This window comes from Verrucosispora sp. ts21, from assembly GCF_002879555.1.
GTDB lineage: Bacteria > Actinomycetota > Actinomycetes > Mycobacteriales > Micromonosporaceae > Micromonospora > Micromonospora gifhornensis.
Genome location: NZ_PNOZ01000021.1, coordinates 43,116 through 69,684 on the forward strand (window position 1 = coordinate 43,116; position 26,569 = coordinate 69,684).

Here is a 26,569-nt window from a genome sequence, read left to right on the forward strand (position 1 = left end):
CAGGTCGGCCTCGGCCACCGCGCGGGCGGCCGGTGGCAGGGCCAGCGCCAACGCCCGAGCCCAGGCCGCGTCGGTCCCGGTGAGCAGCGGTCGCCACACCGCACGGGCTTCGACCCCGCTCCCCCGACCGGCCATGCCGCGCGTGCCGACGCGGGGCAGCCGGGCGCGGGACGTCAAGCCGCGTGCGGCTCTGCGGGGCGCGGCGACGACCGCACCGGATGCGTCCGGACGAGCCGGCGGCGTGGCCAGGCCGGGCAGGACCCGACCCCGGGTGGCCAGGTCGGCGGCGAAGGTGGCCAGTTCCGCCAGGTGCCGCAGCGTCGCGCCGGGCACGGCGGTCAGCCCGTCGAGGGTACGCAGCAACGGCAGGGCCGCGTCCGGGGCGTACGCGAGGATGGGCACCCGCCAGCCGGCCAGGGTGACCGGGCCGCGGACCGGTTCCACGACGGCGGTCCGGACCAGCTCCGGCGAGTCGACCGGGGATCCGGCGCGGGTGGGCAGGCGGAGCAGCGCGGTGCCGAGGTCCGTCGGTTCGGCCACCTCGGCCAGTGCGGCAGCAAGCGTGGCGTGCGCAGCGGCGAAGGGATGCGGGCGTTCCCGGGGTGCCCGGCCGCGACGGCGCGCGGCGCGCGGCGGCAGGGTGCTGTCCTCACCCCAGACCGCGAGCCCCCGACCCGGCAGCCACGCCCCATGAACGACAAGCACCCGCACCCCACCTTGTTGAAAGGAAGGGCCCCTTGTTAACGCCTCCGGTAGAGCAGGGGCCCCCGCTTAACACCCGGGTCAGGATAGGCGCACCCGGCCCGCTACCGTCGGCGCCATGTGCGACCTGCTGGTGCTCGGCGGCCTCGGCGTGGACGTCCGGGTCCGGGTGCCCGCACTGCCCCTGCCGGTGGTCGACTCCGTCACCGTGGAGCCGATCGAACTGCGGATCGGCAACACCGGTGCCGGCGTGGCGCTCGCCGCGCACGCCCTCGGGCTACGGGTGACGGTGGTCGACACGCTCGGCACGGACCCGGCCGGCGACGTGGTGCGGGCCGCGCTGTCCCGCACCGGGGTGCACGCCGTGCTGGCCGAGACGCCGGCCGGCACCCGCCGCTCTGTCAACCTTGTCGATCCCGCCGGACGGCGGATGTCGCTGTACGACCCCCGCCCCGCCGACGGGACCGCACCCTTCCCGGTGGCACAGGTGGCGACACTGGTCGAGCAGGCCACGCACGTCCACCTTTCGATCATGAATTGGGTACGGGACCTGCTGCCCGCGCTCGACGACATGCTGAGCGAGGGCGTGGGCAGCTCCACCGACCTGCACGACTGGGACGGGCAGCATCCGTACCATCGCCCGTTCGCCGAGATCGCCGAGTTGGTGCTGGTCAGCGGAGTCACGCTCGGCGACCGGTCGACGGCGGTGGGCGCTGCGCTGGCACCGCGGCCGGTGCTGGTGACGTGGGGTGCCGACGGCGCGGATCTGCACCTCGGCGGTGCCGTCACCCGGATTCCGGCAGCCACGCCGCCCGGCCCTGTGGTGGACACCAACGGTGCCGGGGATGCCTTCGCGGCCGGCATCATCGCCGCCCGTTCGCGAGGCGCGACGTGGGCGGAAGCCGCCGGGTACGCGGCCCGGGTCGCCGCCGCAGCCTGCACCCACGACGGCATGGAGTACCCACCCGGTCTCCTCCCCCGCCCCTGACCACGCCCTTGGCCCGCGCCGCCGCGCCGTGGACCGCGCCGCCGCGCCGTTGCCGCGACGGTCTGGAGGTCGAGCTGTCAGAGGGCGCCGGTGGCGCCGTCGGTGAGCTCTCGGAGTATGTCGGCGTGTCCGACATGTCGGGCCGTCTCCTCGATCATGTGCACCAGGATCCAGCGCACCGACACCTCGCCGAGTTGCGGGTGTGGCACGACGTGGTCGAGGTCGAAGCGTGCCACGATCTCCCGGGACCGGGCGCAGACTCGTTGGTAGTCGGCGGCCAGGCGCTCCACGGTGTCGTCCTCGGCGAGGGTGAAGCTGGCCAGCGCCGCCTCGTCCGTCGTGGGGAACGTCTCGCCGGGCGACGGCTCCAGCAGGATGTGGAACCAGTTGCGCTCGATCTCGGTGAGGTGTTTGACCAGCCCGGCGATGGTGGTCGCCGAGGGCACCAGACGGCGGGCCGCATCGGCGTCGGTGAGGCCGTGCAGCTTGCGCAGCAGGACGGTCCGGTGGAAATCCAGGAAGGATTCGAGGACTTCCCGCTCGCCGGCCGTCCGGTTGACCACCGGTCCGAGTGTCGGGTCAATCGCGATCTCCGCCATGTCGAGACGTTATCCCGAGCGGCCGGGCCCGAAACGCGCTCTGCCGCAAGCTGGACACCGCCCCCGGTCCGCAGGCACCGGCCAGCGCGCTCGGTGCCGGTGGGCCTGCCGATCCGCTGCGAGGGCGCGGTGCTCGGGGCAGGATGGGCGCATGGCAGCAACGGTTGAGATCCCGCTGGTGGGCGGTTCTGCGGACGGTCAGCACGTCACCGTCGAGTTGGATCCGAACGACCGGCCGCCGCTGACCCACCATCACGTGGGATCGGGCGGCCTGGCCGAGGCGGACATCTACGAGCTGGAATCGATCGATGCCCAGGCACAGCAGTGGTGCTACCGCTGGCGCGGCCCGGCCGTCTGACCGCGGGACCCGCAGCCCAGGCCCGACGCTCTGACCGCGAGACCCGCACCCCAGGCCCGGCGGTCTGAGCGCGAGGTCGGCAGTTCAGGTCAGGCGCCGACCTCGACCAGGGAACGGCTGCGCAGGCTCTCCAGGACCGCCCGGGTCACCTGGGAGGTGCCGCGGGCCTCGTCGCAGACCTGCGCCACCCGCTGCGCGGTGGTCTCGGCCCGCTGCTCGCGTTCGTCCCACAGCTGGTCGACCTCGGCCAGCAACGGGCCCTCCACCTCCCTCTCCACGCCGCGCAGCGCCGGCACGCCGAGCCGCTGCGCCAGGTCGAAGACCTTCCCGGCGTACGGCAGGGGCAGGAACGGCGTACCCATCATCGCGGCGAAGATCAGGAAGTGCAGCCGCATGCCGACTGCCAGGTCGAAGTGGCGCATCAGGCCGAGTACCTGCTGCGGCGAGTAGTTGCCGTGCAGGATCCGGCCCCGCTCGGCGGCGATCATGTGCGACAGCACGCCGTGCGAGTGCCGGATGTCGTCGCGTTCCATCGGCACGAACAACACGTGCGCGTCGATGCGGTGCACCAGGAAGTCACCGATCTGGGCGAGCAGCCGGTGGTAGCCGTCCACGTCCAGTCGTTCGGCGGCCCGGCCCGGCTCCCGTACGCTCATCCCGACCAGCCGTTTACCGGCCGGCACACCTTCCTCGCGCAGCAGTTCCGCCGGGAACTCCTCGGGTTCGAGCAGGAACGCCGGGTCGGCGGTGACGGTGATCGGGTTGAGCAGCCCGGCTTCCTCCAGCACCATCCGCGATTCCTGGTCGCGTACGGTCACCTGGGTGGCGCCGGCCAGCGTCTCGCGCACCATGCCGGTGTCCACCATGTCGCTCAGCGGCCCGACACCCACCGCGTAGGTCAGCACCGGCAGGCCCCGTTCCTGCGCGACCCGGACCACCCGCAGGTACCGGCGGGCCTCCTTGTCGTAGAGGATCCCGCCGCCGCCGAGGATGAGCAGGTCGAGCTGGGACAGTACGAGGGCGGAGTCGGTGCGGCTGACCCCTTCCCAGGGCACCGCTTCCACGTCCGGGTGGGCCACCGCGGTGTGTTCGGGGTTACGCGAGAAGACGATGATCCGGGCGTTCGGCTCCTGCCGACGCAGGTCGGTCAGCAGGCCGGTGAGGATGGCCTCGTCGCCGAGGTTGCGGCCACCGTATGAGCCGAGCACGCCGATGGTCAGTCCGCCACGCGTCATCCGTCGCTCCTCCCCAGGTGCGTCAGATCAACGTTTCCCCGCTGCACCGCCGAACAGTCATCGCCGTGACGGAGAGTCAGCCGCCGGGCGGGACGTCGCCGGCGAGGCGGGACACCAGGGCGGCAACCACCTGGTCGGGGTCGAATCCGGTGTCGATCGAGGTGGTGAGCAGGTCGAGCAGGAGCCCGTCCACGGCGTAGCGCAGCAGGGCCACCTCGAACGCGCCGCCGGGCAGGCCGGCGCCGAGGTGGTACGCGACGTCGGCACGGTAGCCCCGGCGCAGCGTGTCGCCGAGGATCCGGGCCAGGTCGGGGCGGCGGACCGATTCCAGGCGTAGCTCGATCAGGGCACGGGTGAGTTCCGGGTGCCGGGTGGTGCGCTCGACGATGTACCGGACGTAGTCGGTGAGCAGGGCCGCGGAGGGCGGACGGGCGGCCAGTTCGGCCACGACCGCGTCGTCCGGGGCGAACCGTTCGAAGATCCGCTCGCCGAGCGCGCCGAGCAGGGCGTCGCGGGAACGGAAGTAGTTCGAGGTGGTGCCGACGGGCACCGCCGCCTCGGCGTCGACGGCCCGGTGGGTGAGGCCGCGGGCGCCGTGGGCGGCCAGCACCCGCAGCCCGGCGTCCGCCAGGGCCGCCCGCCGCTGAGGGTTGCGCGCCACGGAAAAACCCTAGCAGCAACCACAACACCTGTTGTACGTTGCCAGAACCACAACATCCGTAGTGATTGGGAGTCCTCTTTGCGTAAGCTCGTCTACTACGTGGCCGCCACCGTCGACGGTTTCATCGCCGCCCCCGACGGGTCGTACGACTTCTTCGACCTGCACCCCGACCCGGCGGGACACCTCGTCACCAAGTGGCCGCAGACCTTCCCGACCTTCGCTCACGCGCAGCTCGGCATCGACCGCCCGCAGGGCCGGTTCGACACGGTCCTGATGGGTCGGGCCACCTACGAGCCGGCCCTTCGCGTCGGCGTCACCAGCCCGTACGCCCATCTGAAGCAGTACGTCTTCGCCCGCTCGCTGCCGCCGTCCGGCGACCCGGCGGTGGAGATCGTCTCCGGCGACCCGGCAGCCTTCGTCCGCGACCTCAAGGAACGCCCCGGCGGCGACCTCTGGCTCTGCGGCGGCGGACATCTCGCCGGCCAACTCCTGTCCGAGGTGGACGAGTGGGTGATCAAGGTCAACCCCGTCGTCGCCGGCAGCGGCATCCCACTGCTCGACCACTCCTTCGCCCCACAACACCTGACCCTGCTCGCCGCCACCCCCGCCGGCGCCGGAGTCGTCGTCCTGCACTACACCCGATGAACGCCGAAGCCCTCGCCGGGCAGCAACTTCCCTGATGTTGCCGCCTTGGCACCCAGGTCAGGCAGCAACATCAGGGAAGTTGCCGCAGCGACGACGGGTCAGGCGGGCGTGTTCAGGGTGTGGGTGAGGAAGGGGAGGACGGCGGCGGGCAGGGCAGGCGAGTCGACGATGTCGTAGTGGGTGAGCCCCGGCAGGATGGCCAGCCGGGCGTCGGGGCGGTCGGTGCCGTCCCAGCCGGCGTCGCGGTGCCCGCCGCCGAGCAGCCCGAAGAACTCCACCATGTGGTCCGGCCGGACCGAATCGGCGTCGGCGAAGACCAGCAGCGTCGGCGTGGTCAGCGTGGCGACCTCCGGCGACCAGTCGTACTCCCGGCGGAGCAGTTCCCCGGTCTTGACCCAGAGTCGCGGCCAGTCCTGCGGGCGGGGCGCGACGGCCTGGTAGAGCTGGTACGGCGGGGTGCCGCGCAACTGATCACTGGCCGCCTCGTCGGGCTCGGGCATCCCGGCCAGCACCTCGGGAAACCAACCCTGACGTCGACAGGGCGCGGAGACCACGACCAGTCGACGCACCAGCTCCCGATGTTGGATCGCCAGCCGCAGCGCCACCCCACCACCGAGCGAGAAGCCCAGCACATCGGTCGGGGCCAGCCCGAGCTCGACGATCAGCGCGGCGACGTCGTCGGCCATCGACTCGTAGCGCAGCGGCCGGTCGACGTCGGCGGTACGCCCGTGACCGGGTAGGTCGACGCTGATCACCCGACGCCGTCGGGTCAGCGCCGGTCGGACGGCGGCGAACGTCTCCACCGCACCGAACCCGCCGTGCAGCAGCACCAGCGGTCGGCCCGTGCCGTGCGTCTCGTACCAGAACCGGACGCCGTTGATCTGCGCGTAGCTCACCAGTCCCCCTCCGCCGCCGTTGCGACCACGGTGGCACGACACCGGTGCGGACAGGTGCCGGTTACCGGCTTGAAGCCTGGATCATCGGCACGCACCCTTCTCGCCATCATCTGGTTATTGCAAGTTAGTGGCAGCAAGGTAGGTGAGGTCGTTGTCCCTGGTGCTGAGAGGGCTTGACGGAGCCGGGCTACGGCAGTTGGTCGCGCAGCTCCATCCGATCTACCGGGACTGCTTCGCGGCCCCACCGTGGAGCGAGCCGGCCGACAAGATCGCCGACTTCCCCGAACGGCTGGCCCGGCACACGAGCCAACCCGGGGCGTACGGCTCGATCGCCGAACGGAACGGTGAGATCATCGGCGCGATCTACGGCTGGCCGGCGCCGACAACGCTGCCGACGGCGAACGCGTTCGACATCGCGGTACGGGACGCGGCACCGCCGGACGTGGCGGACCTGCTGGTGGCACCGGCCCTGGTGGTCGCCGAACTGATGGTCGCGCCGGCACATCAAGGCCACGGCGTGGGCCGGCAACTGCTGGCGCGCCAGGTCGGCGACCATGCCGCGTGGCTGGCCACCCACCCGGACGCCGCAGCGGCCCGGCTCTACGAACGCGCAGGCTGGGAACGCCGATTCTCGTTCCAGGTGAACGATCGCCCGTTGGCGGTGTTCACCCGGCCGGCGGTGCCGAGCGGCCGCTGAGGATCTTCCGCTGCGCCCAGCGCGGGCCAGCAGTCACAGGTCAGAGGATCTAGCATCGTCGACATGGCGACCCGACTTGTTCAAATCAACATGAAGGCCCTGGACGACGCGGCGCTGGGCCGCTTCTGGGCCGAGGTGCTCGGGTGGGGAGTCTCCAGCGAGGGGCCGAGGGTGACCAACCTCGAACCGGAGGATTCCGTCTACCCCGACCCCGTCGCCGTCTGCATCGACCTCGTCGCCTACCCGGACGACCCCAAGACGGTGAAGAACCGCGTGCACATCGACCTCGCCACCACCTCGGCGGCCCATCATGCGGAATTGATCGCCCGACTGACGGAACTCGGGGCGACCCCCACCGACATCGGCCAGGGTGACGTGCCGTGGACGGTCATGGCCGACCCGGAGGGCAACGAGTTCTGTGTGCTGGACTGGCGCACTTCGCCCCGAGACACCGGACCGATCGCGGCGATAGTGGCCGACTGCACGGACCCCCGGGCCATGGTCGACTTCTGGGGCAACGCCATGGACTGGACCGTGCACGAGGTCACCGACGACCACGCGGTGCTGCGCTCCGCCAAGGGTGTCGGCCCCTACCTGCGGTTCGTCCGCACCCCCGACGTGAAGACGGTGTGGAACCGCGTCCACCTCGACGTCCGCCCGTACCCCGGTGACGACCCGGCGGCCGAGGCGGCCAGGCTGCGGGCGCTCGGCGCCACCTCCATCGACCTGGACGGCGATGTCCACTGGATGGTCTTCGCCGACCCGGAGGGCAACGAGTTCTGCATGCTCACCCCACGCTGATCCACTGCCGGTGTTGCGGTCGGTGGCGGTGCCGCCGCAATAGGCTGCCGACGTGCACGGATTCACCGACGTCGACCGCCAGTCAGACCCGGACTCGTGGATCGGCGTGCTCGACCGCCTCGCCGAGGAGCCCTTCTACCGGGCGTACCAGCAGCGGGTCCGCGAGTTGCTCGATCCGGCGCCCGGCCGCCACTACCTCGAAGTCGGCGCCGGCACCGGAGCAAGCGCGGCCCACCTGAGGGACGCACACGGTGTCAGCGTGGCCACCGTGGACCGTTCGCTGACCATGGCTGCTGCCATGCGGGCCCGAGGTCTCACCCGATGCGCCGTCGCCGACGCCCATCACCTGCCGTTTCGCACCAACTCCTTCGACGGGGCATGGGCGGACCGCACCGTGCAACACCTCGTCGACCCCCACGCCGCGGTCACCGACCTGGTCAGGGTCGTACGACCAGGTGGTCGCGTCGTCCTCGCCGACCCTGACTACGACACCCAGGTGCTCGACATCGCCGACCAGGACCTGGCCCGACGCGTGCTGAGGTTCCGGGCCGATGTCCTCCTCCGCAACGGCACCCTGGCACACCAACACGCCGGCCTGCTCTCCGCACACGGTCTGGTCGACGTCACCGTCGAACCCCGAACTCTCGTCGTTCGAGACCCGACCGCCGTCGACAACGTCCTCGGGCTGCGCAGCTGGGCCGCCACCGCAGCTCAACGTGGCGGCCTCGACCCCAGCGAAGCCCGTGCCTTCGAAGACCAGTTCGACGAGGCCGTTCGCACCCACCGATTCACCTACGCAGTCACGTTCTTCCTCACCGCCGCCACCGTCCCCTGATGGCCAGAACGCGCCACAATTGCTGTCATGGCTTCGCCGGACGCGTCCTCCGCTCCCGACGGCACGGCCGGCCCCGGCGGTGCTCCTCCACCCGCCACACCTGCCGAACCGGAACCCCGCCGGGCAGCCCAGCGGGGTTTCACCGACAGGTGGCGACGGCTCTGGCGACGCCAGCCGGACATGAGCCACCTGCCCGTCGACCTGGACCATGCAGTCGGTCTCGGGCTGCTGACTCTCGTCATCGGGGCGATCTCCGGCACCGCCCTCATCCTGCTGATTCCCTCGCCCCCGCTCTGCTCGTGCTCCTGGCGATCCTGCCGCCGTACCTTGAACTGCACGTCGCGGGCGTACGGCATCGTTGGTGGGCCCTCGGGGTGGGCACAGCGGCAGGGGTGCCCACTGGCCTGGGCATGAACGCACTGCTCGAAGCCAGCATCGGGGCGCAGTGGGCGACGCTGATCGGCCTTCTCGCCGGAAGCGCGATCGGCATCCTGGCGCACGCGGCAGTGACCCATCTGCCATCGCGAAGAACGTAGCAGCGCTACTGCTGGGTGACCGGTTGACGCCCTGCGCCAGACCCTCGACGGTCGGCTCGTGCGAGGTGATCGACTCCGTTACGCCGTAATGGCGGTGTACGGCTCGCCTGGATTCCGCCATTTTACCGTAACGGTGAGGGCGTCCCCGGCCCCACCACCGTTGGTGCTGGTGGGCGCGGCAGGTTTCGAACCTGCGACCCCTCGCTTGTAAGGCGAGTGCTCTCCCACTGAGCTACGCGCCCGGAAACGCCGTACGGCGGACCGGCGGTTGGCAGCTTACCCTGCCACGCGCCGGCCCTGCCGGACGGTCGCACCCGTTGGGACCGGGCTCAGGCGGTGACGTCCGCCAGTGCCTTGCGCCAGCCCTGTTGGTCGCGCGGCTCGCCCGGCATGTTCATCTCGGCGAAGCGGACGACACCGGCCTTGTCGATGATGAAGGTGCCCCGGTTGGCGACACCGGCGACGTCGTTGAAGACCCCGTACGCCTGGGCGACGCCGCCGTGCGGCCAGAAGTCGGCCAGCAGCGGGAACTGGTAGCCCTCCCGGTCCGCCCAGACCTTGTGGGCGTAGACCGAGTCCACGCTGACGGTCAGCACCTGGACGTCGTCGTTGACGTAGTCGTTGAGGTTGTCCCGGACCTCGCACAGCTCGCCCTGGCAGTAGCCACTGAAGGCCAGCGGGTAGAAGACCAGCAGGACGGTACGCCGACCACGGAAGTCGGAGAGCCGGACCTGCTGATTGTTCTGGTCCTTGAGTAGGAAGTCGGGCGCCTCGGCGCCAACCTCGATGGGCATGCGAACTCCTTGGATCGAGTCGAGATGCACGTGTACGGCGGGCGGGAGCCTACTTCTTGCCCTTCACGCCGCGACGTAGCACGAGACGGGCGCCGCTCCAGTCCTTGCCGGCGTTGACGGTCGAGGTCTGCTGAAGGCCGGCGGTGGGAGCGGACTCGGCGATCTCACTCGGCTCGACGTGGCCGTCGCGGCCGGCCTTGGGCGTCAGCAGCCACACGACCCCGTTGTCGGCCAGCGGGCCGAGGGCGTCGACGAGAAGCTCGAAAAGATCACCGTCGCCGTCGCGGTACCACACCAGCACGGCGTCGACCACCTCGTCGGTGTCCTCGTCGACCAGCTCTCCACAACGGTCGGTCAGGGCGTCCCGGAGATCGGGGTCGACGTCGTCGTCGTAGCCCATCTCCATGACGACCATGCCCGGTTCGATGCCGAACCGGTCCGCCAGGCTGCGTACCCCGTCAGCAGCCTGACCAGCGGTCGCGCTCACTGTCGCGTGCCTCCTCATCTCGTCCAAGCTCGCGGCACCCGGTCGGCGCCGTCAGGCAAGTCCACACAGTTGTGCCGCCGCGCGCAAGTGGCGCACCGGGTGGAACGAAATTTACCGTGCCAGCAGCGTACGGGCACCCTGGGTGATGGCCTCCTCGGAGATCAGGACCTGACGGGCAGCCGGACCCAGAGGCACGAAGCAGTCAACTGCCGCCACTCGGCGCGCCGCACCGACATATCCGGCGTCGACAAGTGCGGCTATCACGCCCTCGCCGACGCCGCCGGAGCGGCGCGTCTCGTCCACCACCAGCACCCGCCCGGTCGCGGCGGCCTCCCGGATGAGGTCGGCCACCGGCAGCGGCGCGAGCCACCGCAGGTCCACCACCCGGCTGCCGATCCCCTCGTCCGCCAGCGTCGAGGCCGCCCGCAACGCCATCCGTACGCCGTTGCCGAAGGTCACGATCGTGATGTCCTCGGCCGAGCCGACGCCGTACACCCGGGCCCGGCCGACCGGGACGTGCCCGCTCGCCCAGGCCCCCGGCTCGGCGTAGCCGGCCAACCATTCGCCGTCACCGTCGGCGTAGAGATCGCGGGCGTGGTAGAGCCCGACCGGCTCCAGGAACACGCAGACGCTGCCGTCCACCGCCGCGCTCGCCAGGCAGGTGCGCAGCATCGCCGCCGCGTCGTCCGGTCGGGCCGGCACGGCGATCACCAGGCCGGGCACGTCCCGCAGTACGGCCACCGAGTTGTCGTCCCGGACGTGCTCCCCGAAACCCTCCTGGTACGCCAGGCCCGCCACCCGCAGCAGCATCGGGTTGCGCAGCGCCCCCTGGGAGAGGAACCCCATGGTGGCGGCCTCGCCGCGCACCTGGGCCTCGGCGTTGTGCAGGTACGCCAGCGACTGGATCTCGGGCACCGGCAGCATGCCGGCGAGTCCCGCGCCGAGGCCCAGGCCGAGCACCGAGGTCTCGTCGAGCAGCGTGTCGAACACCCGGGCCGGGCCGAACCGGTCGCGCAGGTCCCTGGTCACCCCGTACCTGCCGCCCTTGGCGGCGACGTCCTGACCGAAGACGGCCAGCTGCGGGTACGCCAGCAGGGCATCGGTGAGCGCGGCGTTGACGCTCTGCGCGAGCGTGAGCGGGCCCGACAGTTCGGGCGGCTTGCCACCGAACGCCTCCAGCCGTGCCCCCGCGTCCGGCCCGGCGGCTCGGGCGCCCGCGTCGGCGACCGCCTGGGCGACCCGCAGCGGGCGGCGTGGTGCCAGCGGGGCGATCACCTCGGCAGGGTCGTTCAGTTTCGGCTCGTCGAGCACCTGCTCGGCGAGCCGACGGATCTGCCAGCCGATCTCGTCGTAGCGGTCCAGCAGTTCCGCGCCATCGGCCAGACCGGCCTCGACCAGCCGCTGCGCGGTGGCGACAAGCGGATCGGCGGCAAGATCGGCGGCGATCTCCTCCGCGCTGCGGTACGCGCTCTCGGCGTCCGCGCCGACGTGCCCCAACAGGCGGAGAGTGCTCAGATGCAGCACGGCCGGACGACGGTGGCGACGCACCCAGGCCGCCGCCTCGCGCGCCACCTCGTAGGTCGCCACCAGGTCGGCGCCGTCGGCGGCGAAGTAGCGGATGCCCGGCTTGGCGCGCAGGGCGGTCGCCACCCAGCCCTGCGGCGACCGCAGACTGCCACCCAGGCCGTTGTCCTCGCAGACGAACAGCACCGGGATACGCAGGCCGGTGTGGTCGTACCAGCCGGCGGTGTTGAACGCCGCGGCGGCGTCGGCGTGGTTTATCGCGGCGTCACCGAACGAGCAGACGACTATCGCGTCCGGCGCCCAGGGGGCCACGTCGACGTGGGCCGCGACGCCCCGGGCGTCCAGGCGGCGCAGCCGCTCCACCGCCAGCCCCATGCCCACCGCCCGGGGCAGGTGCGAGGCGGCGGTGGAGGTGGTCGGCACCACGGTGAGGTCGGCACGGCCGAAGACCTTGTGCCGGCCACCGGCCGTCGGATCCTCACGGGAGGCCACCATCCCGCGCAGCACGTCCCGCGCCGCCTCGGTGTACGCCGACGCCACCGGCCGCCGTACCACCGCCGAAAGAGCCCCGCCTGCGGCCCCGTCTCCGGCCGGCGTGGTCGAGTCGATGGCGTCGGTTCCTGCCGGTACGCCGTCACCCGGCTCGTCCTCCACGACCGGGTCGGCCGCGTCGGCCGGAGCAGCATCGGCGGCATCGACCGGAGCAGCGCTGGCGGACGGTACGGCCTGGTCATCGGTCTCCCGGCCGGTCGTGGCGTCGTCCGCCGCCGGGTCGGTCGTGGCGTCGTCCGCCGTCGGGTCAGGCGCATCGTCCGGTTCGGCGGAATCGACCGGGTGTGTCGGCGTACCGTCGGGGCCGTTGTCGGGGGTGAGCAGCACCGAACCGGTCGGCGGCTCGGCGGCCTGGGCCGCGCGGACGCAGTAGAACGCGCCCGAGCGGTAGTGCAGCAGCGCCGGGTCGGTGGGGCGCAGCGCCGCCGCGACCGCGGCGTTGCCCTCGTGGCCCGCCGAGCTGATCGTGTGGTAGCCCTCGCCGAAGCTGCGCAGCCAACGCCCGGCAAGATCGAGCTGCCGGCTGGTGACCTGGGCGTCGAAGAGTTCCAACAGCTGGGCGCCGGTCAGCGCGGCGCCATCGGCCACCGGTTGGGCCGGGTCGGTACGGTGCCGCGGCATGGTCAGCGCGGACAGGGACTCCCGGAGTCGGTCGTCAAGATCCTGCGGGGTGGTCACGTCGACAGCATTACCGACCGGAGCACACCTCGCCCACTCGAACCCGGCTCGTGTCGCCGTCCGGCCTCGACTCAGCGGCTGCGGTCAGCCGGGCAGAAACGAGAGTCAGCCGGGCAGGAATGAGAAACGGACCTGGCGGGTGGTGTTGTCGCCGTTGGTGTCGACCAGGCAGATCGACTGCCAGGTGCCGAGGGCGAGCCGACCGCCGAGCACCGGCAGCGTCGCGTACGGGGCGACGAAGGCGGGCAGCACGTGATCACGCCCGTGACCGGGTGAGCCGTGTCGGTGCCGCCAACGGTTGTCGGTGGGCAGCACCGAGTCCAGCGCGGTGAGCAGGTCGTCGTCGGAGCCGGCACCGGTTTCGATGATGGCCACCCCCGCGGTGGCGTGCGGCACGAACACGTGCAGCAGTCCGTCGCCCTGCCCGGAGACGAACGACTCCGCCTCGGCGGTAATGTCCTGCACGGTGGGCCGGGAGCCGGTCCGGACGGTGATCACCTCACTGCGCATGTGTCGCATTCTGCCGTAGTCGACCGGTTCGCACCGCACCCGTGGTGATCGTCACTCCGTCCGGGCCGAACTGCTGCCCACACCGCTTCCACCACAGCTCGGAGCCGGTAAGTACGAAAAGACCAACGTTACTGATGAGTATCTGTGTTGCGCATCGCCCTTGACACGGGTGGGCGTGACGACAAGTGGCACGACGGGGCAGGATGGCGCTAGAGACCTGTCCCAAACACAACCGAGGGAACGCCTGTGGCTACGGAACGCAAGCGCCCGGTGATCACGGCCGGCCTGCCTAGCCAGCTTCCAGACATCGACCCGGAAGAAACCAGCGAGTGGGTCGAGTCGCTTGACGGTGTCATCGACGAGCGCGGCGCCAAGCGTGCCCGCTACGTGATGCTTCGTCTGCTGGAGCGCGCTCGCGAGCGCCAGGTCGGGGTGCCGTCGCTGACCACCACCGACTACATCAACACCATTCCGCCGGAGCGGGAACCGTGGTTCCCCGGCGACGAGCACGTCGAGCGGCGGATCCGGGCGTACGTGCGGTGGAACGCGGCGATGCTGGTGCACCGTGCCCAGCGGCCGGAGATCGGTGTCGGCGGCCACATCTCCACCTTCGCCAGCTCCGCGTCGCTGTACGAGGTGGGCTTCAACCACTTCTTCCGGGGCAAGAACCACCCGGGCGGCGGCGACCACATCTTCTACCAGGGTCACGCCTCCCCCGGCATGTACGCCCGGGCGTTCCTCGAGGGCCGGCTCAGCGAGAACCAGCTCGACGGCTTCCGGCAGGAGCTGTCGCACCCCGGCGGCGGTCTGCCGTCGTACCCGCACCCGCGGCTGATGCCGGACTTCTGGGAGTTCCCCACGGTCTCCATGGGTCTGGGTGGGCTGAACGCCATCTACCAGGCCCGGTTCAACCGGTACCTGCAGCACCGGGGCATCAAGGACACCTCCGACCAGCACGTCTGGGCGTTCCTCGGCGACGGTGAGATGGACGAGCCGGAGACCCTCGGCGCGATCGGGGTGGCCGCCCGCGAGGAGCTGGACAACCTCACCTTCGTCATCAACTGCAACCTCCAGCGACTCGACGGGCCGGTGCGGGGCAACGGCAAGGTGATGCAGGAGCTGGAGGCGTTCTTCCGCGGCGCCGGCTGGAACGTGATCAAGGTGGTCTGGGGCCGGGAGTGGGACCCACTGCTCGCCGCCGACACCGACGGCGCGCTCGTCAACCTCATGAACACCACGCCCGACGGTGACTACCAGACCTACAAGGCGGAGTCCGGGGCGTACGTACGGGAGCACTTCTTCGGCCGTGACCCGCGTACCCGCAAGATGGTCGAGGGTCTCAGCGACGACGAGATCTGGAACCTCAAGCGGGGCGGGCACGACTACCGCAAGCTCTACGCGGCCTACAAGGCGGCGACGGAGCACACCGGTCAGCCGACGGTGATCCTGGCCAAGACGATCAAGGGCTGGACGCTCGGCTCGCACTTCGAGGGCCGCAACGCGACCCACCAGATGAAGAAGCTGACGCTGGAGGACCTGAAGACCTTCCGCGACCGGCTCTACCTGGACATCCCGGACTCGGCGCTGGAGGACAACCCCTACCTGCCGCCGTACTACCGTCCGGACGAGAAGTCCGCCGAGATGCAGTACCTGCACGAGCGGCGTCAGCAGCTCGGCGGCTACCTGCCGTCGCGGCGGACCAAGGCCAAGGCCCTGGCCATCCCGGGCAGCGAGCGCTTCGCCGACATCAAGCGCGGTTCCGGCAAGCAGAAGGTCGCCACCACGATGGCCTTCGTCCGCCTGCTCAAGGACCTGATGAAGGACAAGCAGTTCGGCAAGCGCTGGGTGCCGATCATTCCGGACGAGGCGCGTACCTTCGGCCTGGACTCGATCTTCCCGACCGCGAAGATCTACTCGCCGCACGGTCAGCGGTACACCGCGGTCGACCGGGATCTGTTCCTGTCGTACAAGGAGTCGACGGTCGGGCAGATCCTGCACGAGGGGATCAACGAGGCCGGTTCGGTCGCCTCCTTCACCGCCGCCGGATCGTCGTACGCCACCCACGACGAGCCGATGATCCCGATGTACATCTTCTACTCGATGTTCGGGTTCCAGCGCACCGGTGACGGCTTCTGGGCCGCCGCCGACCAGATGGTGCGCGGTTTCGTGCTCGGCGCCACCGCCGGGCGGACCACGCTCAACGGCGAGGGTCTGCAGCACGAGGACGGCCACTCCCACCTGATCGCGGCCACCAACCCGGCGGTCGTGGCGTACGATCCGGCGTTCGCGTTCGAGATCGCGCACATCATGGAGAGCGGCCTGCACCGGATGTACGGGGAGCAGCAGGAGAACATCTTCTACTACCTCACCGTCTACAACGAGCCGATCCACCAGCCGGCCGAGCCGGAGGGTGTGGACGCCGAGGGCATCGTCAAGGGCATCTACCGCTACTCGGCCGCCCCGGCGGTGGAGGGGGACGCCCCGCGGGCGAACCTGCTGGCCTCCGGCACCGGCATGCAGTGGGCGCTCAAGGCGCAGCAGCTGCTCGCCCAGGACTGGGGGGTGGCCGCCGACGTCTGGTCGGTGACCTCCTGGACCGAGCTGCGCCGCGACGCCGTCCAGTGCGAGGAGTACAACCTCCTGCACCCGGGCGCGGAGCAGCGGGTGCCGTACATCCAGCGGAAGCTGGCCGACGCCGACGGGCCGAAGGTCGCGGTCAGCGACTGGATGCGCGCGGTGCCGGACCTGATCTCCCGCTGGGTGCCGGGCGACTACACCTCGCTGGGCACCGACGGTTTCGGCCTGTCCGACACCCGTCACGCCCTGCGCCGGCACTTCCACGTCGACGCCGAGTCGGTGACGGTGGCGACCCTGCGTCAGCTCGCGCTGCGCGGGACGGTACCGGCCCACGTACCGGCCGAGGCCGCCAAGAAGTACGCCATCGACGACGTCAACGCCGCCCCGGTCGGCGAGACCGGCGGCGACAGCTAGACAGTTCCACCTCCGAAGGGCCCGGCGCGCACCCCGCGCCGGGCCCTTCGGCGTCCCACCCTCGACTCGCGAGCGGATGGTATGACGCAGATGGTATTGGCCGATGCTGTTGCCTGTAACACGATTCATTCAGAATGGTCGATAGGCGTCAGCTCCTTGCGGGCACTGGGTCGGTTGGGTGGACTATCCCGTCGCGCCGTCCCACCGCCGGCCCGGACGCCGTCGACGGCCGGGCGCGACGGGAGGGAGTACACATGCGACCTGTCCGGATCGGCCTGGCTCTGGCCGTCGGCGCCCTGGTGGTGTCGATGCTCGGGCCCGGCTCGCCTTCGGTGGCCCACGATCCCGCGACCCCCGCCGGGCGGGCCTCGGCCCAGGAGTTCATGGCCCAGCGTGAACCCACCCAGCAGATGGCCGCCCAGGCCGCGACCGCCTGCACAAACGGTCAGGCAGCCGGCTACCCGTGCCGCAACGTGGACCTGCTGTCGTTCATGCCGCTGTCCAGCATCGGCGGCAGCCAGGCCAACGACATCTGGGGCTGGACCGACCCGCAGACCCGCAAGGAGTACGCGCTTGTCGGCCGCCGCAACGGCACCTCCTTCGTGGACGTGTCCAACCCGAGCGCCCCGGTCTACCTGGGCAACCTGCCCGCGTACCAGAACCGCACGGCGGTCTGGCGGGACATCAAGGTCTACCGCGACCACGCGTACGTGGTGGCGGACGTCTCCGGTCACGGCATGCAGGTCTTCGACCTCACCCGGCTGCGTGGGGTGACGAGCCCGCAGACCTGGACGGCTGATGTCCACTACAGCCGCTTCGGCAACTCGCACAACATCGCGATCAACGAGCAGACCGGGTACGCGTACGCGGTGGGCACCAACACGTGCAGCGGCGGCCTGCACATGATCGACATCCGGACCCCGAAGTCACCAGTCTCGGCGGGCTGCGTCAGCAACGACGGCTACACCCACGACACCCAGTGCGTCGTCTACCGGGGGCCGGACACCGCGTACTCCGGTCGGGAGATCTGTGTCAGCTCCAACGAGGACACGGTGACAATCGTCGACGTGACGAGCAAGTCGTCGCCCCGGCAGCTGGCCCGCATCGGCTACACCGGTCGGGCGTACACCCACCAGGGGTGGTTCACCGAGGACCAGCGGTACTTCCTGCTGGACGACGAGTTGGACGAGACCCGGCGCGGGGTGAACACCCAGACGTACATCTGGGACCTGGCCGACCTGGACGCTCCCCGGCACATCGGCACCTACAGCGCGCCGAGCGGGGTCGCCGCCACCGACCACAACCAGTACGTCAAGGGCAGGTACAGCTACCAGGCCAACTACCGGGCCGGGCTGCGCATCCTGGACCTGACGAACGTGTCAAGCGGCCGGGCCACCGAGGCCGGCTTCTTCGACATCTACCCGTCGAGCAACAGCGCGTCGATGAACGGCGCGTGGAGCGTCTATCCCTACTACCCCAGCGGCATCGTCGTGGTCAGCGGTATCGAGCAGGGGTTGTTCGTGTTGCAGCCCCGGTTGTCGTGACCTCGACCGACCAGCGGCCGGCGACCCTCGCCGAGATCGTGGACGGGGCGTCCCAGCCGGGGCGCCCCGGCCCCGACGGCGCATCGGTGGGTCGGGCCGGTCGCTACGCCGCCGCCGTCCTGGTGCTCGGCCTGACCCTGACGGTCGGCTTCTTCGCGGGCCGGGCCGGCGGGACGACCGGCCCGGCACGACCGGCGGCGGCCGGGGCGCTGGCCCACGCCAATCACGGGCCCGGCGGGCTGGAGGTCTCCCGGGACGGCTGGACGCTGACCGTGGACCAGGCGAGGCTGCGCGCCGGCACGCCGGGTGAGCTGGTCTTCCGGATCACCGACCCGGCCGGGGCGGCGCTCACCGATTTCCAGGTGGTCCACGACCGGCAGTTGCACCTGATCCTGGTCGGCCGCGACCTCGGCGGGTATCAGCACGTGCATCCGGAGATGTCGCCGGACGGCAGCTGGCGGGTCACGATCACCCCGGCCGCGCCCGGCCCGCTACGGGCGATCGCCGACTTCTGGCCGACGGGGGCGGCGGCGGGCACCACGCTCGGCATCGACCTGCCGGTTCCGGGTCGGTACGCGGCCGAGGAACTCGCCCCACCCGAGGAGACCGTGCTGGTGGACGGCTACACGGTCACCCTGGACGGCGGCCTGCGGGCCGGCGAGTCCAACCAGGTGCTGGTCTGGCTCGGCCGCGACGGGCAGCCGGTCAACGACCTGCAACTGCACCTGGGCGCGTACGGGCACCTGGTGGCGCTGCGCCAGGGTGACCTGGCGTACCTGCACGTGCATCCGGCGGCGGCAAGCCAACCCAGCTCGGTGGTGGCGTTCGGGATCACCGTGCCGTCGGCCGGCACCTACCGGCTGTTCTTCGAGTTCCGGCATCTCGACGAGGTACGCGTCGCCGCGTTCACCGTGGTGGTGTGAGCGTCGCGAAAGCGGTGGCGGCCCGGGTGCCTCTGGACGGGACACCGGGGCCGCCACCGTCGCGGGTGACGCCAGGACGTGGCCGGTCAGCCGACGGCGGCCAGATCGGTCAGCCGGGCCAGCGAGTCCTCCAGATCGGCGCCGACCCGACGCAGGCCGAGTCGCAGCAGGGCGGCCTTCACCGGGCCGGCCGGCCAGCGTACGACGATCAGCCGCACGATCGTGCCGCCCTCCTCCTCGTCGGGAGTGAGCTGGACGTAAATCTCGGTGCGCGCCTCCGCTCGGGCACCGGCGCCCTTCGCGCGTTCCCGCCAGCCGATCAGCGTCGGTTCCTGGTAGGCGATCACCTCGGCTTCGTGCGCGGCGCCGCGTCCGGCCTGGACCAGTTGCCGTCTGCCGAAGCCCTCTCCTGAGAGCACCTCGGCCGCACGGACGCCGGCCAGCCAGGCGGGCAACTGCTCGGCCCGCTGTACCACATCCCAGACCGCTTCGACCGGCGCCGCCACGTGCGCGCTGCGTTCCACGAGGATCATTATCCGTCTTCCTCCAGTGAGGACATCCCACGATATCCGCACTCTATGCAGCAAATCGGACGTATGTGGACGTGTTCGCAAAAGACACGCCGAAAGGTATTGCTTTTCCATACACATCGGCCTATAGACCCGAGCCCCTGCGCACCCTAGAGTCCCGAACACGTTTCGCATTTCTCCGGGAGGGCGCATGTCGACCGCAGCTATGCCCAGCTTCCCCGCCGGATTCCGCTTCGGCGTCTCCACGTCGGCGTACCAGATCGAGGGTGCCGCCGACGTCGACGGCCGCGGAGCGTCCATCTGGGACAGCTTCGCGCGCTCCCCCGGGCGGATCGTCGACGGCAGCAGCGGCGACGTCGCCTGCGACCACTACCACCGCTACGCCGAGGACATCGCCCTGATGGCCGAGCTGGGAGTGACCGCGTACCGGTTCTCGGTGGCCTGGCCCCGGGTGCGACCGACCGGCAGCGGCGCGGTCAACCCCGCTGGGCTGGACTTCTACGAACGGCTTGTCGACGGGCTGCTCGAGCACGGCATCCACCCGGTCGCCACGCTGTTCCACTGGGACCTGCCCCAGCCGTTGGAGGACGACGGCGGATGGCTCAACCGGGACACCGCACACCGCTTCGCCGAGTACGCCGACCTGGTGGCCGAGCGCCTCGGCGACCGGGTCAAACTCTGGATCACCCTCAACGAGCCGTTCATCCACATGAGCCTCGGCCACGGCACCGGCGAACACGCGCCCGGCCGGGCCCTGCTCTTCGACGCCTTCCCGGTCGCCCACCACCAACTGCTCGGCCACGGTCTCGCGGTCGCCGCGCTGCGCGCCCGGACCGCCGGCCCGGTCGCCATCGCCAACAACTACTCCCCCGTACGCGCCGCCGGTGACGGCCCGGCCGACCCGGCCGCCGTCGCGGCGTATGAGGCGCTGCACAACCAGCTGTTCACCGACCCGCTGTTCGGCCGCCGCTACCCGACCGAACTGGGCTTCGACCAGAGCGTCGTGCGCGACGGCGACCTCGACGTGATCGCCGCGCCGATCGACGTGCTGGGCGTCAACTACTACAACCCCACAGGCGTACGGGCACCCGAGGAGGGCTCGCCGCTGCCGTTCGAGCTGGTGCCGCTCGACGGCTACCCGCGTACCGCCTTCGACTGGCCGGTGGCCCCGGACGGGCTGCGCGAACTGCTCGGCTGGCTGCACGCCCGCTACGGCGCCGACCTGCCACCCGTCCAGATCACCGAGAGCGGCTGCGCCTACGACGACGAGCCCGACGCCGACGGCCGGGTGCACGACCCGGACCGGATCGCCTACCTCGACGCCCACCTGCGGGCGGTACGCGCCGCGATCGACGACGGGGTCGACGTCACCGGCTACTTCGTCTGGTCGCTGCTGGACAACTGGGAGTGGGCCGAGGGCTTCACCAAGCGCTTCGGCCTGGTGCACGTCGACTACCCCACCGGGCGGCGTACCCCGAAGTCGTCGTACGCCTGGCTGCGCGAGGTCATCGCGACGGCCCGGCGGGACACCGGACGGTGACCACCGTCGACCCGACGCCGGCCTCGCTGCCGGCGGCGCTCGCCGAGCCGACGGTGCCGGTACGGCGAGGCTGGATCGCGCTGCTGTTCGCCGCGAACCTCGGCGTCTGGATGGCGTTCTTCACCCCGATCCAGGTGCTGCTGCCGCAGCAGATCGAGCAGATCGCGCCGACGGACAAGGAGACCATGCTGGCGGTGGTCACCGGGGTGGGCGCGCTGGCCGCGGTGCTGGCCAACCCGCTCGCCGGAGCGCTGTCGGACCGGACCTGCCTGCGGCTCGGACGCTGGGAACTCGGTCGCCGGCACGTCTGGACCGTCGGTGGCGCGCTGGTCGGTGCGCTGGCGCTGGTGCTGCTCGCCCAGGCGCGTACCGTCGCCGCGGTCACTGTCGGCTGGGTCGCCGCGCAGGTGTGCTTCAACGCGATGCTGGCCAGCCTGACCGCCGCCGTGCCGGACCGGGTGCCGGTGGCGCAGCGGGGCGGCGTCTCCGGCTGGGTCGGCATCCCGCAGGCGCTCGGGCTGGTGCTCGGCGTGGTGCTGGTCACCGCCGTGGTCACCGGCAACGCCGCGGGCTATTACGCGATCGCCGCGGCCGTGGTGCTGCTCGCGGTGCCGTTCGCGCTGCGCACCACCGACGACCCGCTGCCGCGTACGCACCGGCCGGCGCTGCGCGGCATGCTGGCCGGCATGCGGGTGTCGCCGCGTCGCCACCCCGACTTCGGCTGGGCCTGGATCACCCGGTTCCTGGTCCAGCTCGGCAACGCCTTCGGCACCCTCTACCTGCTCTACTTCCTCACCGACGAGGTACGGCTGACCGACCCCGACACCGGCCTGCTGGTGCTGATCCTGCTCTACACCGCCGGGCTGATGGCCACCACGGTGATCGCCGGCCGGCTGTCGGACCGCTCCGGCAGACGGAAGGTCTTCGTGATCGCCGCCGGGATGGTGATGGCGGTGGCGGCGCTGCTGCTGGCCGCCGCGCCCACCTGGCCGATGGCGATCGTCGCCGCGCTGCTGCTCGGCGCCGGTTACGGCGTGTACCTGTCGGTGGACGCCGCCCTGATCACGCAGGTGCTGCCGAGGGCCACCGACCGGGCCAAGGACCTCGGCGTGATCAACATCGCCAACTCGGCGCCGCAGGTGCTCGGCCCGGCCATCGCCGCCCCGATCGTCGTGTACCTGGGCGGCTACCCGGCGCTGTACGCGACCACGGCCGCGGTGACCGTCATCGGCAGCGTGCTGGTGCTGAAGATCCGCTCGGTGCCCTGACGGTAGGCTGTGGTCGTGACGGTACGTGTGCGCTTCGCCCCATCCCCGACCGGTATGTTCCACGTCGGCGGTGCCCGCTCGGCACTGCAGAACTGGATCTACGCCAAACAGCAGGGCGGGGTGTTCGTGCTGCGCATCGAGGACACCGACGCGGCGCGCAACAAGCCCGAGTGGACCGAGGGCATCCTGTCGGCGTTGGACTGGATCGGCATCTCCCGGGACAGCTACGAGGGCCCCTACTTCCAGTCCTCGTACGCGCAGGAGCACCGCGCCGCCGCCGCCCGGCTCCACGACTCGGGCCGGGCGTACTACTGCGACTGCACCCGCGAGGCGGTGCAGGCCCGCACCGGTAACCAGTACACCGGCTACGACGGCTTCTGCCGCGACCGGGGTCTGCCGCCGGGCGAGGGCCGGGCGCTGCGGTTCCGCACCCCGGACGAGGGCACCACGGTGGTCGTCGACCTGATCCGCGGCGAGCCGACCTTCGAGAACAAGCTCATCGAGGACTTCGTCATCGCCCGGGGCGACGGCTCGCCGGTGTTCCTGCTGGCCAACGTCGTGGACGACATGACCATGGGGATCACCCACGTGATCCGGGCCGAGGAGCACCTGCCCAACACCCCGAAGCAGCAGCTGCTCTGGGACGCCCTCGGCGTCAAGCCGCCGGTCTGGGCGCACGTGCCGGTGGTGGTCAACGAGAAGCGGCAGAAGCTGTCCAAACGCCGCGACAAGGTCGCCCTGGAGGCGTACCGGGACGAGGGCTACCTCGCCGCCGCCATGCGCAACTACCTGATGCTGCTGGGTTGGGCGCCCTCCGGCGACCGGGAGATCGTGCCCTGGTCGGTGATCGAGGACGAGTTCCGCCTGTCCGAGGTGAACCCGTCACCGGCGTTCTTCGACGAGAAGAAGCTGCGCGCGTTCAACGGCGAGTACATCCGGGCGCTGCCGGTCGAGGAGTTCGTCGAGGCCTGCCGGCCGTGGCTGACCGGCACCGGCACCATCGCGCCGCCGCCGTGGCAGCCCGAGGAGTTCGATCCGGCGGTGTTCGCCGCGGTGGCGCCGCTGGCCCAGACCCGGATCGCGGTGCTCAGCGAGATCGTGCCGAACGTCGACTTCCTGTTCGTGGCGACGCCCCTGATCGACGAGGCGGCCTGGACGAAGGCCATGAAGGAGGGTTCGGCCGAGCTGCTGGAGGCGACGATCGCCGCCTTCGAGGCGGTCGACTCCTGGGACGCGCAGACGCTCAAGGCCACCCTGGAGGCGGTCGGTGCCGAACGTGGACTCAAGCTCGGCAAGGCCCAGGCGCCGGTACGGGTCGCGGTCACCGGCCGCACCGTCGGCCTGCCGCTGTTCGAGTCGCTGGAGGTGCTCGGCCCCGAGCGCACGCTGACCCGGCTGCGCGCCGCCCTCCTACGCCTCGTCTAGGCGCCACCGACACCCACCCGGGTTGCGACGGCAGGTTATCCTGCCTGCATCACCGGCCCCGGCACAGGTAAGATCCGCCCACTGCATGACGACCGCTATCGTGCCGAGTCGAGATCGCAGATAGTTCCAATTAGTGTTCCACCGGCTGCAACCGATCGACGTTCGGCGGAGTCTTTAGGTGGGTACCCGTCCTGCGGGCACGGTCACCGCCGTCAGCTTCCGGCACGTGACTCCTGCAGCAGAGCCACCATCGAACGGGGCGAGGAGGCGGCATGGTCCGACGGATGAGGCGACTGGCCGTAGTGGGGTTGGGCGGGTTGGCGGCCATGCTGCTGTCCCTCACCGTGGCGGAACCGGCGAAGGCGGCGCCGAAGGCGCCGCCGGCCGGGGTGGACATCACCGGGCACGGCCTCGCCGAACCGTTGCGACTGCGCGCCGAGCAGCATCCCGAGCAGGTCAAGGCCATGGTCGACCAGGTCAGCGCCAAGGTGTTGGTACGCCAGTCGGGCAGCCCGAAGAAGGCGAACCTCGGTCCGAAGTACACAGTCGTGGTGCTCGCCGGCGACGTTCCCAAGCAGACCTACGACCTCTACCCGAATGCCGTGGGCGGGCCCCGGGTCTTCCGGCCGGCCAAGCAGCCGGACTCGCGCAAGACCACGGCGGCCTGGTTCCTCGGCCGCGTCACCATGTCCGAGACGCTGCGCACCGCCGGCGTACCGCTGGAGCGCACGTACGAGGCGGTCAGCGGCGGCATCGGCGGCGGCGAACGGATCATCCCGGAGGACGCGCTCAACCCGGCGCAGGACATCAACGAGGCCTTCGGGGAACTGCGTCGCCTCCTGCTGCTCAACGTCGCGGTGGTCGTCGTGATCACCCTCGGGCTCGCCGGGATCGCCCTGCTGATCCGCCGCCGAACCCGCTGACTGTCAGCTCAACCGCTCCCCCACGCGATCAACGCCCGGCCCGGCCGGGCGTTGATCGTCGGAGCGCTCAGCACCATCGTCGGGCGCTCACCATCGCCGGGCGCTCAGCATCATCGCCGGGTGTCAGCACCGTCGTCGGGCGCTCAGCACCAGCGTCGCGGTGGGCGCTCCCGCCGGGTGGCGCGGCGAGCCGGGCGTACCGGGCCATGCCGGTGTGCGCCGGCCCAGCCGGGCTGCTCGCTGCGGCAGCCGGAGGCATCCGGCTCGACCGGCTCGACCGGCGGTTCGGCCGCCCGCTGCCGGGGCACCGCCGGCTCGGTCGGGCCGGGTCGCGTGACCGCCGGCTCCTCGTCGCCACGCTCCGGCGCCCAGCCGGCATGCGCGTCGGCCGGTTGGCTGAGGCCGGTCGGCCGCCGGTGGTGATGGTGCTTGGCGGTGGCCGGCTGTTCGTGAGCGCCCGGTCGGCTCGGCTCGTCCTGGGCGCAGCCGTATTCGGCGTCCCCCTGCGCCATCGGCTTCTCCTCACGCTCTCGCCCTCACCCGCCGGTGCCCACCCGACGTGTCCTGACACGGTACTGGCCGGTACTGACGCGCCACGCACCGCGTACCCGGTCGAGGTCAGGGATGGGACCGGACGGCTGCCGTGAAGGTCCAGTTCAGGGCATGTCAGGCTAGGCGGGTGAGCGGATCGGGCGGGACGGAACTGTCGGCCACGCTGCGCCGGATCGAACGCGCGGCCGGCACCCTGGCCACCGCCAGCGTGGCCCGGATGGACGAGACGCTGCCCTGGTTCCGGGAGTTGCCGGCCGACCAGCGTTCCTGGGTGATGTTGGTGGCTCAGGCCGGCGTCCGCTCCCTGGTGCAGTGGCTCTGCTCGGGCGGTGGTGCCGCTGAGGGCACCCAGGAAGTCTCCGACGAGGTCTTCGCCACCGCGCCCCAGGCACTGGCCCGCTCGATCACCCTCCAGCAGACCGTCGCGCTGATCAAGGTCACCATCGACGTGGTCGAGGAGCAGGTCAGCGATCTCGCCGCCCCGGGCGAGGAGCCGCAGTTGCGCGACGCGGTGCTGCGCTTCTCCCGGGAGATCGCCTTCGCCGCCGCCCGGGTCTACGCGCGGGCGGCGGAGTCCCGCGGCTCGTGGGACGCGCGGTTGCAGGCCCTGCTGGTGGACGCGCTGCTGCGTGGTGACTCCCCGGACGTGCTGGCCAGCCGCGCCGCGGCCCTCGGCTGGACGGACGCGCCGCCGGTGGCGGTGGCGGTGGGCACCTCCCCGGGCGGTGAGGTCGCCGCCGTCCTGCACAACGTGTACCGCCAGGCGCGGCGCATCGGCGTGGAGGTGATCGGCGGCGTACACGGCGACCGGCTGGTGATCGTGCTCGGCGGGGCGGCCGAGCCGGTGGCGGCCACCGGCAAGCTGCTCACCGCGTTCGGTCCGGGGCCGGTGGTGGTCGGCCCGGCGGTGCCGAGCCTGGACGAGGCCACCGAGTCGGCGCGGGCGGCGCTGGCCGGCTACCGCGCGGCACCGGCCTGGCCCACCGCGCCCCGCCCGGTCCACGCCGGCGACCTGCTGCCGGAACGGGCGCTGGCCGGTGACGCGGAGGCCCGTCGGCGGCTGCGGCACGACGTGTACGCGACGCTGGCGCGGGCCGGCGGTGAGCTGCTGGAGACGCTTGACGCGTTCTTCGCGGCGGGCGGGACGCTGGAGAGCGCCGCCCGGGCGTTGTACGTGCACCCGAACACGGTGCGTTACCGGTTGCGGCGGATCTCCGATGTCACCGGATTCAGCCCGCTGATGCCGCGGGACGCCTTCGCCCTGCGTGTCGCGCTCACGGTGGGTCGGCTGGACCCGGTGGTGCCGACCCAGACATTGCCCCCACCCACCGGTAAAAGATCACAGGCAAGTGACGATCATCGCCAATCTTTGTAG

General features: G+C 71.2%; 26 protein-coding genes, 1 tRNA gene and 1 pseudogene. 16 read left to right on the forward strand and 12 right to left on the reverse strand.

The genetic code is table 11. The features are described 5' to 3' along the window. Positions 1 to 246: 246 nt before the first annotated feature. Positions 247 to 705 (reverse strand): annotated as a pseudogene (locus C1A38_RS32590) (ATP-dependent helicase); the annotation flags it as partial. Between the two features lie 115 nt (positions 706 to 820). Here C1A38_RS32590 and C1A38_RS11690 point away from each other — a divergent pair. Beyond that, entirely contained in the window at positions 821 to 1,690 is an 870-nt protein-coding gene (locus C1A38_RS11690; protein ID WP_102657868.1) for a carbohydrate kinase family protein, read from the forward strand. A 77-nt stretch (positions 1,691 to 1,767) separates the two neighbouring features. Here the strand turns inward: C1A38_RS11690 and C1A38_RS11695 are convergent, their stop codons facing one another. Further along, positions 1,768 to 2,289, reverse strand: a complete 522-nt coding sequence (locus C1A38_RS11695) for a DinB family protein (RefSeq protein ID WP_102657869.1) — start codon at positions 2,287 to 2,289, stop codon at positions 1,768 to 1,770. Positions 2,290 to 2,440: 151 nt separating this feature from the next. Between C1A38_RS11695 and C1A38_RS11700 the strand changes: the two genes are divergently transcribed. After that, positions 2,441 to 2,647: a DUF8847 domain-containing protein gene (locus tag C1A38_RS11700; protein WP_102657870.1), complete on the forward strand. Its 207-nt coding sequence runs from the start codon at positions 2,441 to 2,443 to the stop codon at positions 2,645 to 2,647. Positions 2,648 to 2,736: 89 nt separating this feature from the next. Here C1A38_RS11700 and C1A38_RS11705 read toward each other — a convergent pair whose 3' ends face one another. Beyond that, positions 2,737 to 3,882: a polysaccharide pyruvyl transferase family protein gene (locus C1A38_RS11705; protein ID WP_102657871.1), complete on the reverse strand. Its 1,146-nt coding sequence runs from the start codon at positions 3,880 to 3,882 to the stop codon at positions 2,737 to 2,739. Positions 3,883 to 3,958: 76 nt separating this feature from the next. Further along, positions 3,959 to 4,543: a TetR/AcrR family transcriptional regulator gene (locus tag C1A38_RS11710; RefSeq protein ID WP_102657872.1), complete on the reverse strand. Its 585-nt coding sequence runs from the start codon at positions 4,541 to 4,543 to the stop codon at positions 3,959 to 3,961. Between the two features lie 78 nt (positions 4,544 to 4,621). On the opposite strand from C1A38_RS11710, the gene C1A38_RS11715 reads away from it, so the two are divergent. Continuing rightward, positions 4,622 to 5,188, forward strand: coding sequence for a dihydrofolate reductase family protein (locus tag C1A38_RS11715; RefSeq protein WP_102657873.1), 567 nt, complete (start codon positions 4,622 to 4,624; stop codon positions 5,186 to 5,188). 98 nt (positions 5,189 to 5,286) lie between these two features. Here C1A38_RS11715 and C1A38_RS11720 read toward each other — a convergent pair whose 3' ends face one another. Then, complete coding sequence (locus C1A38_RS11720) at positions 5,287 to 6,084, reverse strand: alpha/beta fold hydrolase (RefSeq protein WP_102657874.1); 798 nt, start codon at positions 6,082 to 6,084, stop codon at positions 5,287 to 5,289. A gap of 160 nt (positions 6,085 to 6,244) precedes the next feature. Between C1A38_RS11720 and C1A38_RS11725 the strand changes: the two genes are divergently transcribed. The 5 genes from C1A38_RS11725 (at position 6,245) to C1A38_RS32190 (ending at position 8,953) form a co-directional block, all read left to right on the forward strand. Further along, entirely contained in the window at positions 6,245 to 6,781 is a 537-nt protein-coding gene (locus C1A38_RS11725) for a GNAT family N-acetyltransferase (protein ID WP_233196778.1), read from the forward strand. A gap of 63 nt (positions 6,782 to 6,844) precedes the next feature. After that, positions 6,845 to 7,582 carry a VOC family protein gene (locus tag C1A38_RS11730; protein WP_102657876.1) on the forward strand — a complete coding sequence of 246 codons (738 nt, stop codon included), beginning with the start codon at positions 6,845 to 6,847 and terminating at the stop codon, positions 7,580 to 7,582. 52 nt (positions 7,583 to 7,634) lie between these two features. Continuing rightward, a complete protein-coding gene (locus C1A38_RS11735; RefSeq protein ID WP_102657877.1) occupies positions 7,635 to 8,417 on the forward strand; it encodes a methyltransferase domain-containing protein in 783 nt (260 codons plus the stop codon). A 27-nt stretch (positions 8,418 to 8,444) separates the two neighbouring features. Continuing rightward, positions 8,445 to 8,831, forward strand: a complete 387-nt coding sequence (locus tag C1A38_RS30805) for a hypothetical protein (RefSeq protein WP_146017521.1) — start codon at positions 8,445 to 8,447, stop codon at positions 8,829 to 8,831. Beyond that, a complete protein-coding gene (locus C1A38_RS32190) occupies positions 8,828 to 8,953 on the forward strand; it encodes a hypothetical protein (RefSeq protein WP_286047495.1) in 126 nt (41 codons plus the stop codon). The genes C1A38_RS30805 and C1A38_RS32190 overlap by 4 nt, the downstream gene beginning before the upstream one ends. 167 nt (positions 8,954 to 9,120) lie before the next feature. On the opposite strand, the gene C1A38_RS11745 is transcribed toward C1A38_RS32190, so the two are convergent. The 5 genes from C1A38_RS11745 to C1A38_RS11765 form a co-directional block, all read right to left on the reverse strand. Further along, positions 9,121 to 9,195 (reverse strand) — tRNA-Val (locus C1A38_RS11745). Between the two features lie 87 nt (positions 9,196 to 9,282). Beyond that, positions 9,283 to 9,747: a peroxiredoxin gene (locus C1A38_RS11750; RefSeq protein WP_102657879.1), complete on the reverse strand. Its 465-nt coding sequence runs from the start codon at positions 9,745 to 9,747 to the stop codon at positions 9,283 to 9,285. Positions 9,748 to 9,796: 49 nt separating this feature from the next. After that, complete coding sequence (locus tag C1A38_RS11755) at positions 9,797 to 10,234, reverse strand: DUF3052 domain-containing protein (RefSeq protein ID WP_102657880.1); 438 nt, start codon at positions 10,232 to 10,234, stop codon at positions 9,797 to 9,799. 111 nt (positions 10,235 to 10,345) lie between these two features. Beyond that, positions 10,346 to 12,931, reverse strand: a complete 2,586-nt coding sequence (locus C1A38_RS11760; protein ID WP_502696931.1) for a thiamine pyrophosphate-dependent enzyme — start codon at positions 12,929 to 12,931, stop codon at positions 10,346 to 10,348. A gap of 162 nt (positions 12,932 to 13,093) precedes the next feature. Then, a complete protein-coding gene (locus tag C1A38_RS11765; protein ID WP_013735268.1) occupies positions 13,094 to 13,498 on the reverse strand; it encodes a YjbQ family protein in 405 nt (134 codons plus the stop codon). A gap of 246 nt (positions 13,499 to 13,744) precedes the next feature. On the opposite strand from C1A38_RS11765, the gene aceE reads away from it, so the two are divergent. The 3 genes from aceE (at position 13,745) to C1A38_RS11780 (ending at position 18,956) form a co-directional block, all read left to right on the forward strand. Continuing rightward, positions 13,745 to 16,489: a pyruvate dehydrogenase (acetyl-transferring), homodimeric type gene (gene aceE, locus C1A38_RS11770; protein ID WP_102657882.1), complete on the forward strand. Its 2,745-nt coding sequence runs from the start codon at positions 13,745 to 13,747 to the stop codon at positions 16,487 to 16,489. A 254-nt stretch (positions 16,490 to 16,743) separates the two neighbouring features. After that, on the forward strand, positions 16,744 to 18,033 hold the full coding sequence (locus tag C1A38_RS11775) for a choice-of-anchor B family protein (RefSeq protein WP_102657883.1): 1,290 nt from the start codon (positions 16,744 to 16,746) through the stop codon (positions 18,031 to 18,033). Next, complete coding sequence (locus tag C1A38_RS11780; protein WP_102657884.1) at positions 18,030 to 18,956, forward strand: DUF8832 domain-containing protein; 927 nt, start codon at positions 18,030 to 18,032, stop codon at positions 18,954 to 18,956. Before C1A38_RS11775 ends, C1A38_RS11780 begins: the two co-directional genes overlap by 4 nt. 86 nt (positions 18,957 to 19,042) lie before the next feature. On the opposite strand, the gene C1A38_RS11785 is transcribed toward C1A38_RS11780, so the two are convergent. Beyond that, the gene (locus C1A38_RS11785) at positions 19,043 to 19,489 is read right to left on the reverse strand and encodes an SRPBCC family protein (RefSeq protein ID WP_013735272.1); all 447 of its coding nucleotides are present in this window, start codon (positions 19,487 to 19,489) and stop codon (positions 19,043 to 19,045) included. Between the two features lie 187 nt (positions 19,490 to 19,676). On the opposite strand from C1A38_RS11785, the gene C1A38_RS11790 reads away from it, so the two are divergent. The 4 genes from C1A38_RS11790 (at position 19,677) to C1A38_RS11805 (ending at position 24,642) form a co-directional block, all read left to right on the forward strand. After that, complete coding sequence (locus tag C1A38_RS11790; protein WP_233196774.1) at positions 19,677 to 21,026, forward strand: GH1 family beta-glucosidase; 1,350 nt, start codon at positions 19,677 to 19,679, stop codon at positions 21,024 to 21,026. Beyond that, positions 21,023 to 22,294, forward strand: coding sequence for an MFS transporter (locus tag C1A38_RS11795; RefSeq protein WP_102657886.1), 1,272 nt, complete (start codon positions 21,023 to 21,025; stop codon positions 22,292 to 22,294). Before C1A38_RS11790 ends, C1A38_RS11795 begins: the two co-directional genes overlap by 4 nt. 15 nt (positions 22,295 to 22,309) lie before the next feature. Further along, positions 22,310 to 23,719 (forward strand): glutamate--tRNA ligase, encoded by a 1,410-nt coding sequence (gltX, locus tag C1A38_RS11800; RefSeq protein WP_102657909.1) that lies wholly within the window; start codon positions 22,310 to 22,312, stop codon positions 23,717 to 23,719. A gap of 272 nt (positions 23,720 to 23,991) precedes the next feature. Then, positions 23,992 to 24,642, forward strand: coding sequence for a hypothetical protein (locus C1A38_RS11805; RefSeq protein ID WP_102657887.1), 651 nt, complete (start codon positions 23,992 to 23,994; stop codon positions 24,640 to 24,642). A gap of 143 nt (positions 24,643 to 24,785) precedes the next feature. Here the strand turns inward: C1A38_RS11805 and C1A38_RS11810 are convergent, their stop codons facing one another. Next, positions 24,786 to 25,154, reverse strand: coding sequence for a hypothetical protein (locus C1A38_RS11810; RefSeq protein ID WP_102657888.1), 369 nt, complete (start codon positions 25,152 to 25,154; stop codon positions 24,786 to 24,788). Positions 25,155 to 25,285: 131 nt separating this feature from the next. Between C1A38_RS11810 and C1A38_RS11815 the strand changes: the two genes are divergently transcribed. After that, positions 25,286 to 26,569, forward strand: a complete 1,284-nt coding sequence (locus C1A38_RS11815; RefSeq protein WP_286047499.1) for a PucR family transcriptional regulator — start codon at positions 25,286 to 25,288, stop codon at positions 26,567 to 26,569.

Bases quoted from the DNA above. Each gene is read 5' to 3' on its own strand.
- C1A38_RS11690 (WP_102657868.1), top strand. From the start codon at position 821: ATGTGCGACCTGCTGGTGCTCGGCGGCCTCGGCGTGGACGTCCGGGTC.
- C1A38_RS11695 (WP_102657869.1), bottom strand. From the start codon at position 2,289: ATGGCGGAGATCGCGATTGACCCGACACTCGGACCGGTGGTCAACCGG.
- C1A38_RS11700 (WP_102657870.1), top strand. From the start codon at position 2,441: ATGGCAGCAACGGTTGAGATCCCGCTGGTGGGCGGTTCTGCGGACGGT.
- C1A38_RS11705 (WP_102657871.1), bottom strand. From the start codon at position 3,882: ATGACGCGTGGCGGACTGACCATCGGCGTGCTCGGCTCATACGGTGGC.
- C1A38_RS11730 (WP_102657876.1), top strand. From the start codon at position 6,845: ATGGCGACCCGACTTGTTCAAATCAACATGAAGGCCCTGGACGACGCG.
- C1A38_RS30805 (WP_146017521.1), top strand. From the start codon at position 8,445: ATGGCTTCGCCGGACGCGTCCTCCGCTCCCGACGGCACGGCCGGCCCC.
- C1A38_RS32190 (WP_286047495.1), top strand. From the start codon at position 8,828: ATGAACGCACTGCTCGAAGCCAGCATCGGGGCGCAGTGGGCGACGCTG.
- C1A38_RS11750 (WP_102657879.1), bottom strand. From the start codon at position 9,747: ATGCCCATCGAGGTTGGCGCCGAGGCGCCCGACTTCCTACTCAAGGAC.
- C1A38_RS11760 (WP_502696931.1), bottom strand. From the start codon at position 12,931: ATGCCGCGGCACCGTACCGACCCGGCCCAACCGGTGGCCGATGGCGCC.
- C1A38_RS11765 (WP_013735268.1), bottom strand. From the start codon at position 13,498: ATGCGCAGTGAGGTGATCACCGTCCGGACCGGCTCCCGGCCCACCGTG.
- C1A38_RS11775 (WP_102657883.1), top strand. From the start codon at position 16,744: ATGCGACCTGTCCGGATCGGCCTGGCTCTGGCCGTCGGCGCCCTGGTG.
- C1A38_RS11785 (WP_013735272.1), bottom strand. From the start codon at position 19,489: ATGATCCTCGTGGAACGCAGCGCGCACGTGGCGGCGCCGGTCGAAGCG.
- C1A38_RS11790 (WP_233196774.1), top strand. From the start codon at position 19,677: ATGTCGACCGCAGCTATGCCCAGCTTCCCCGCCGGATTCCGCTTCGGC.
- C1A38_RS11805 (WP_102657887.1), top strand. From the start codon at position 23,992: ATGGTCCGACGGATGAGGCGACTGGCCGTAGTGGGGTTGGGCGGGTTG.
- C1A38_RS11810 (WP_102657888.1), bottom strand. From the start codon at position 25,154: ATGGCGCAGGGGGACGCCGAATACGGCTGCGCCCAGGACGAGCCGAGC.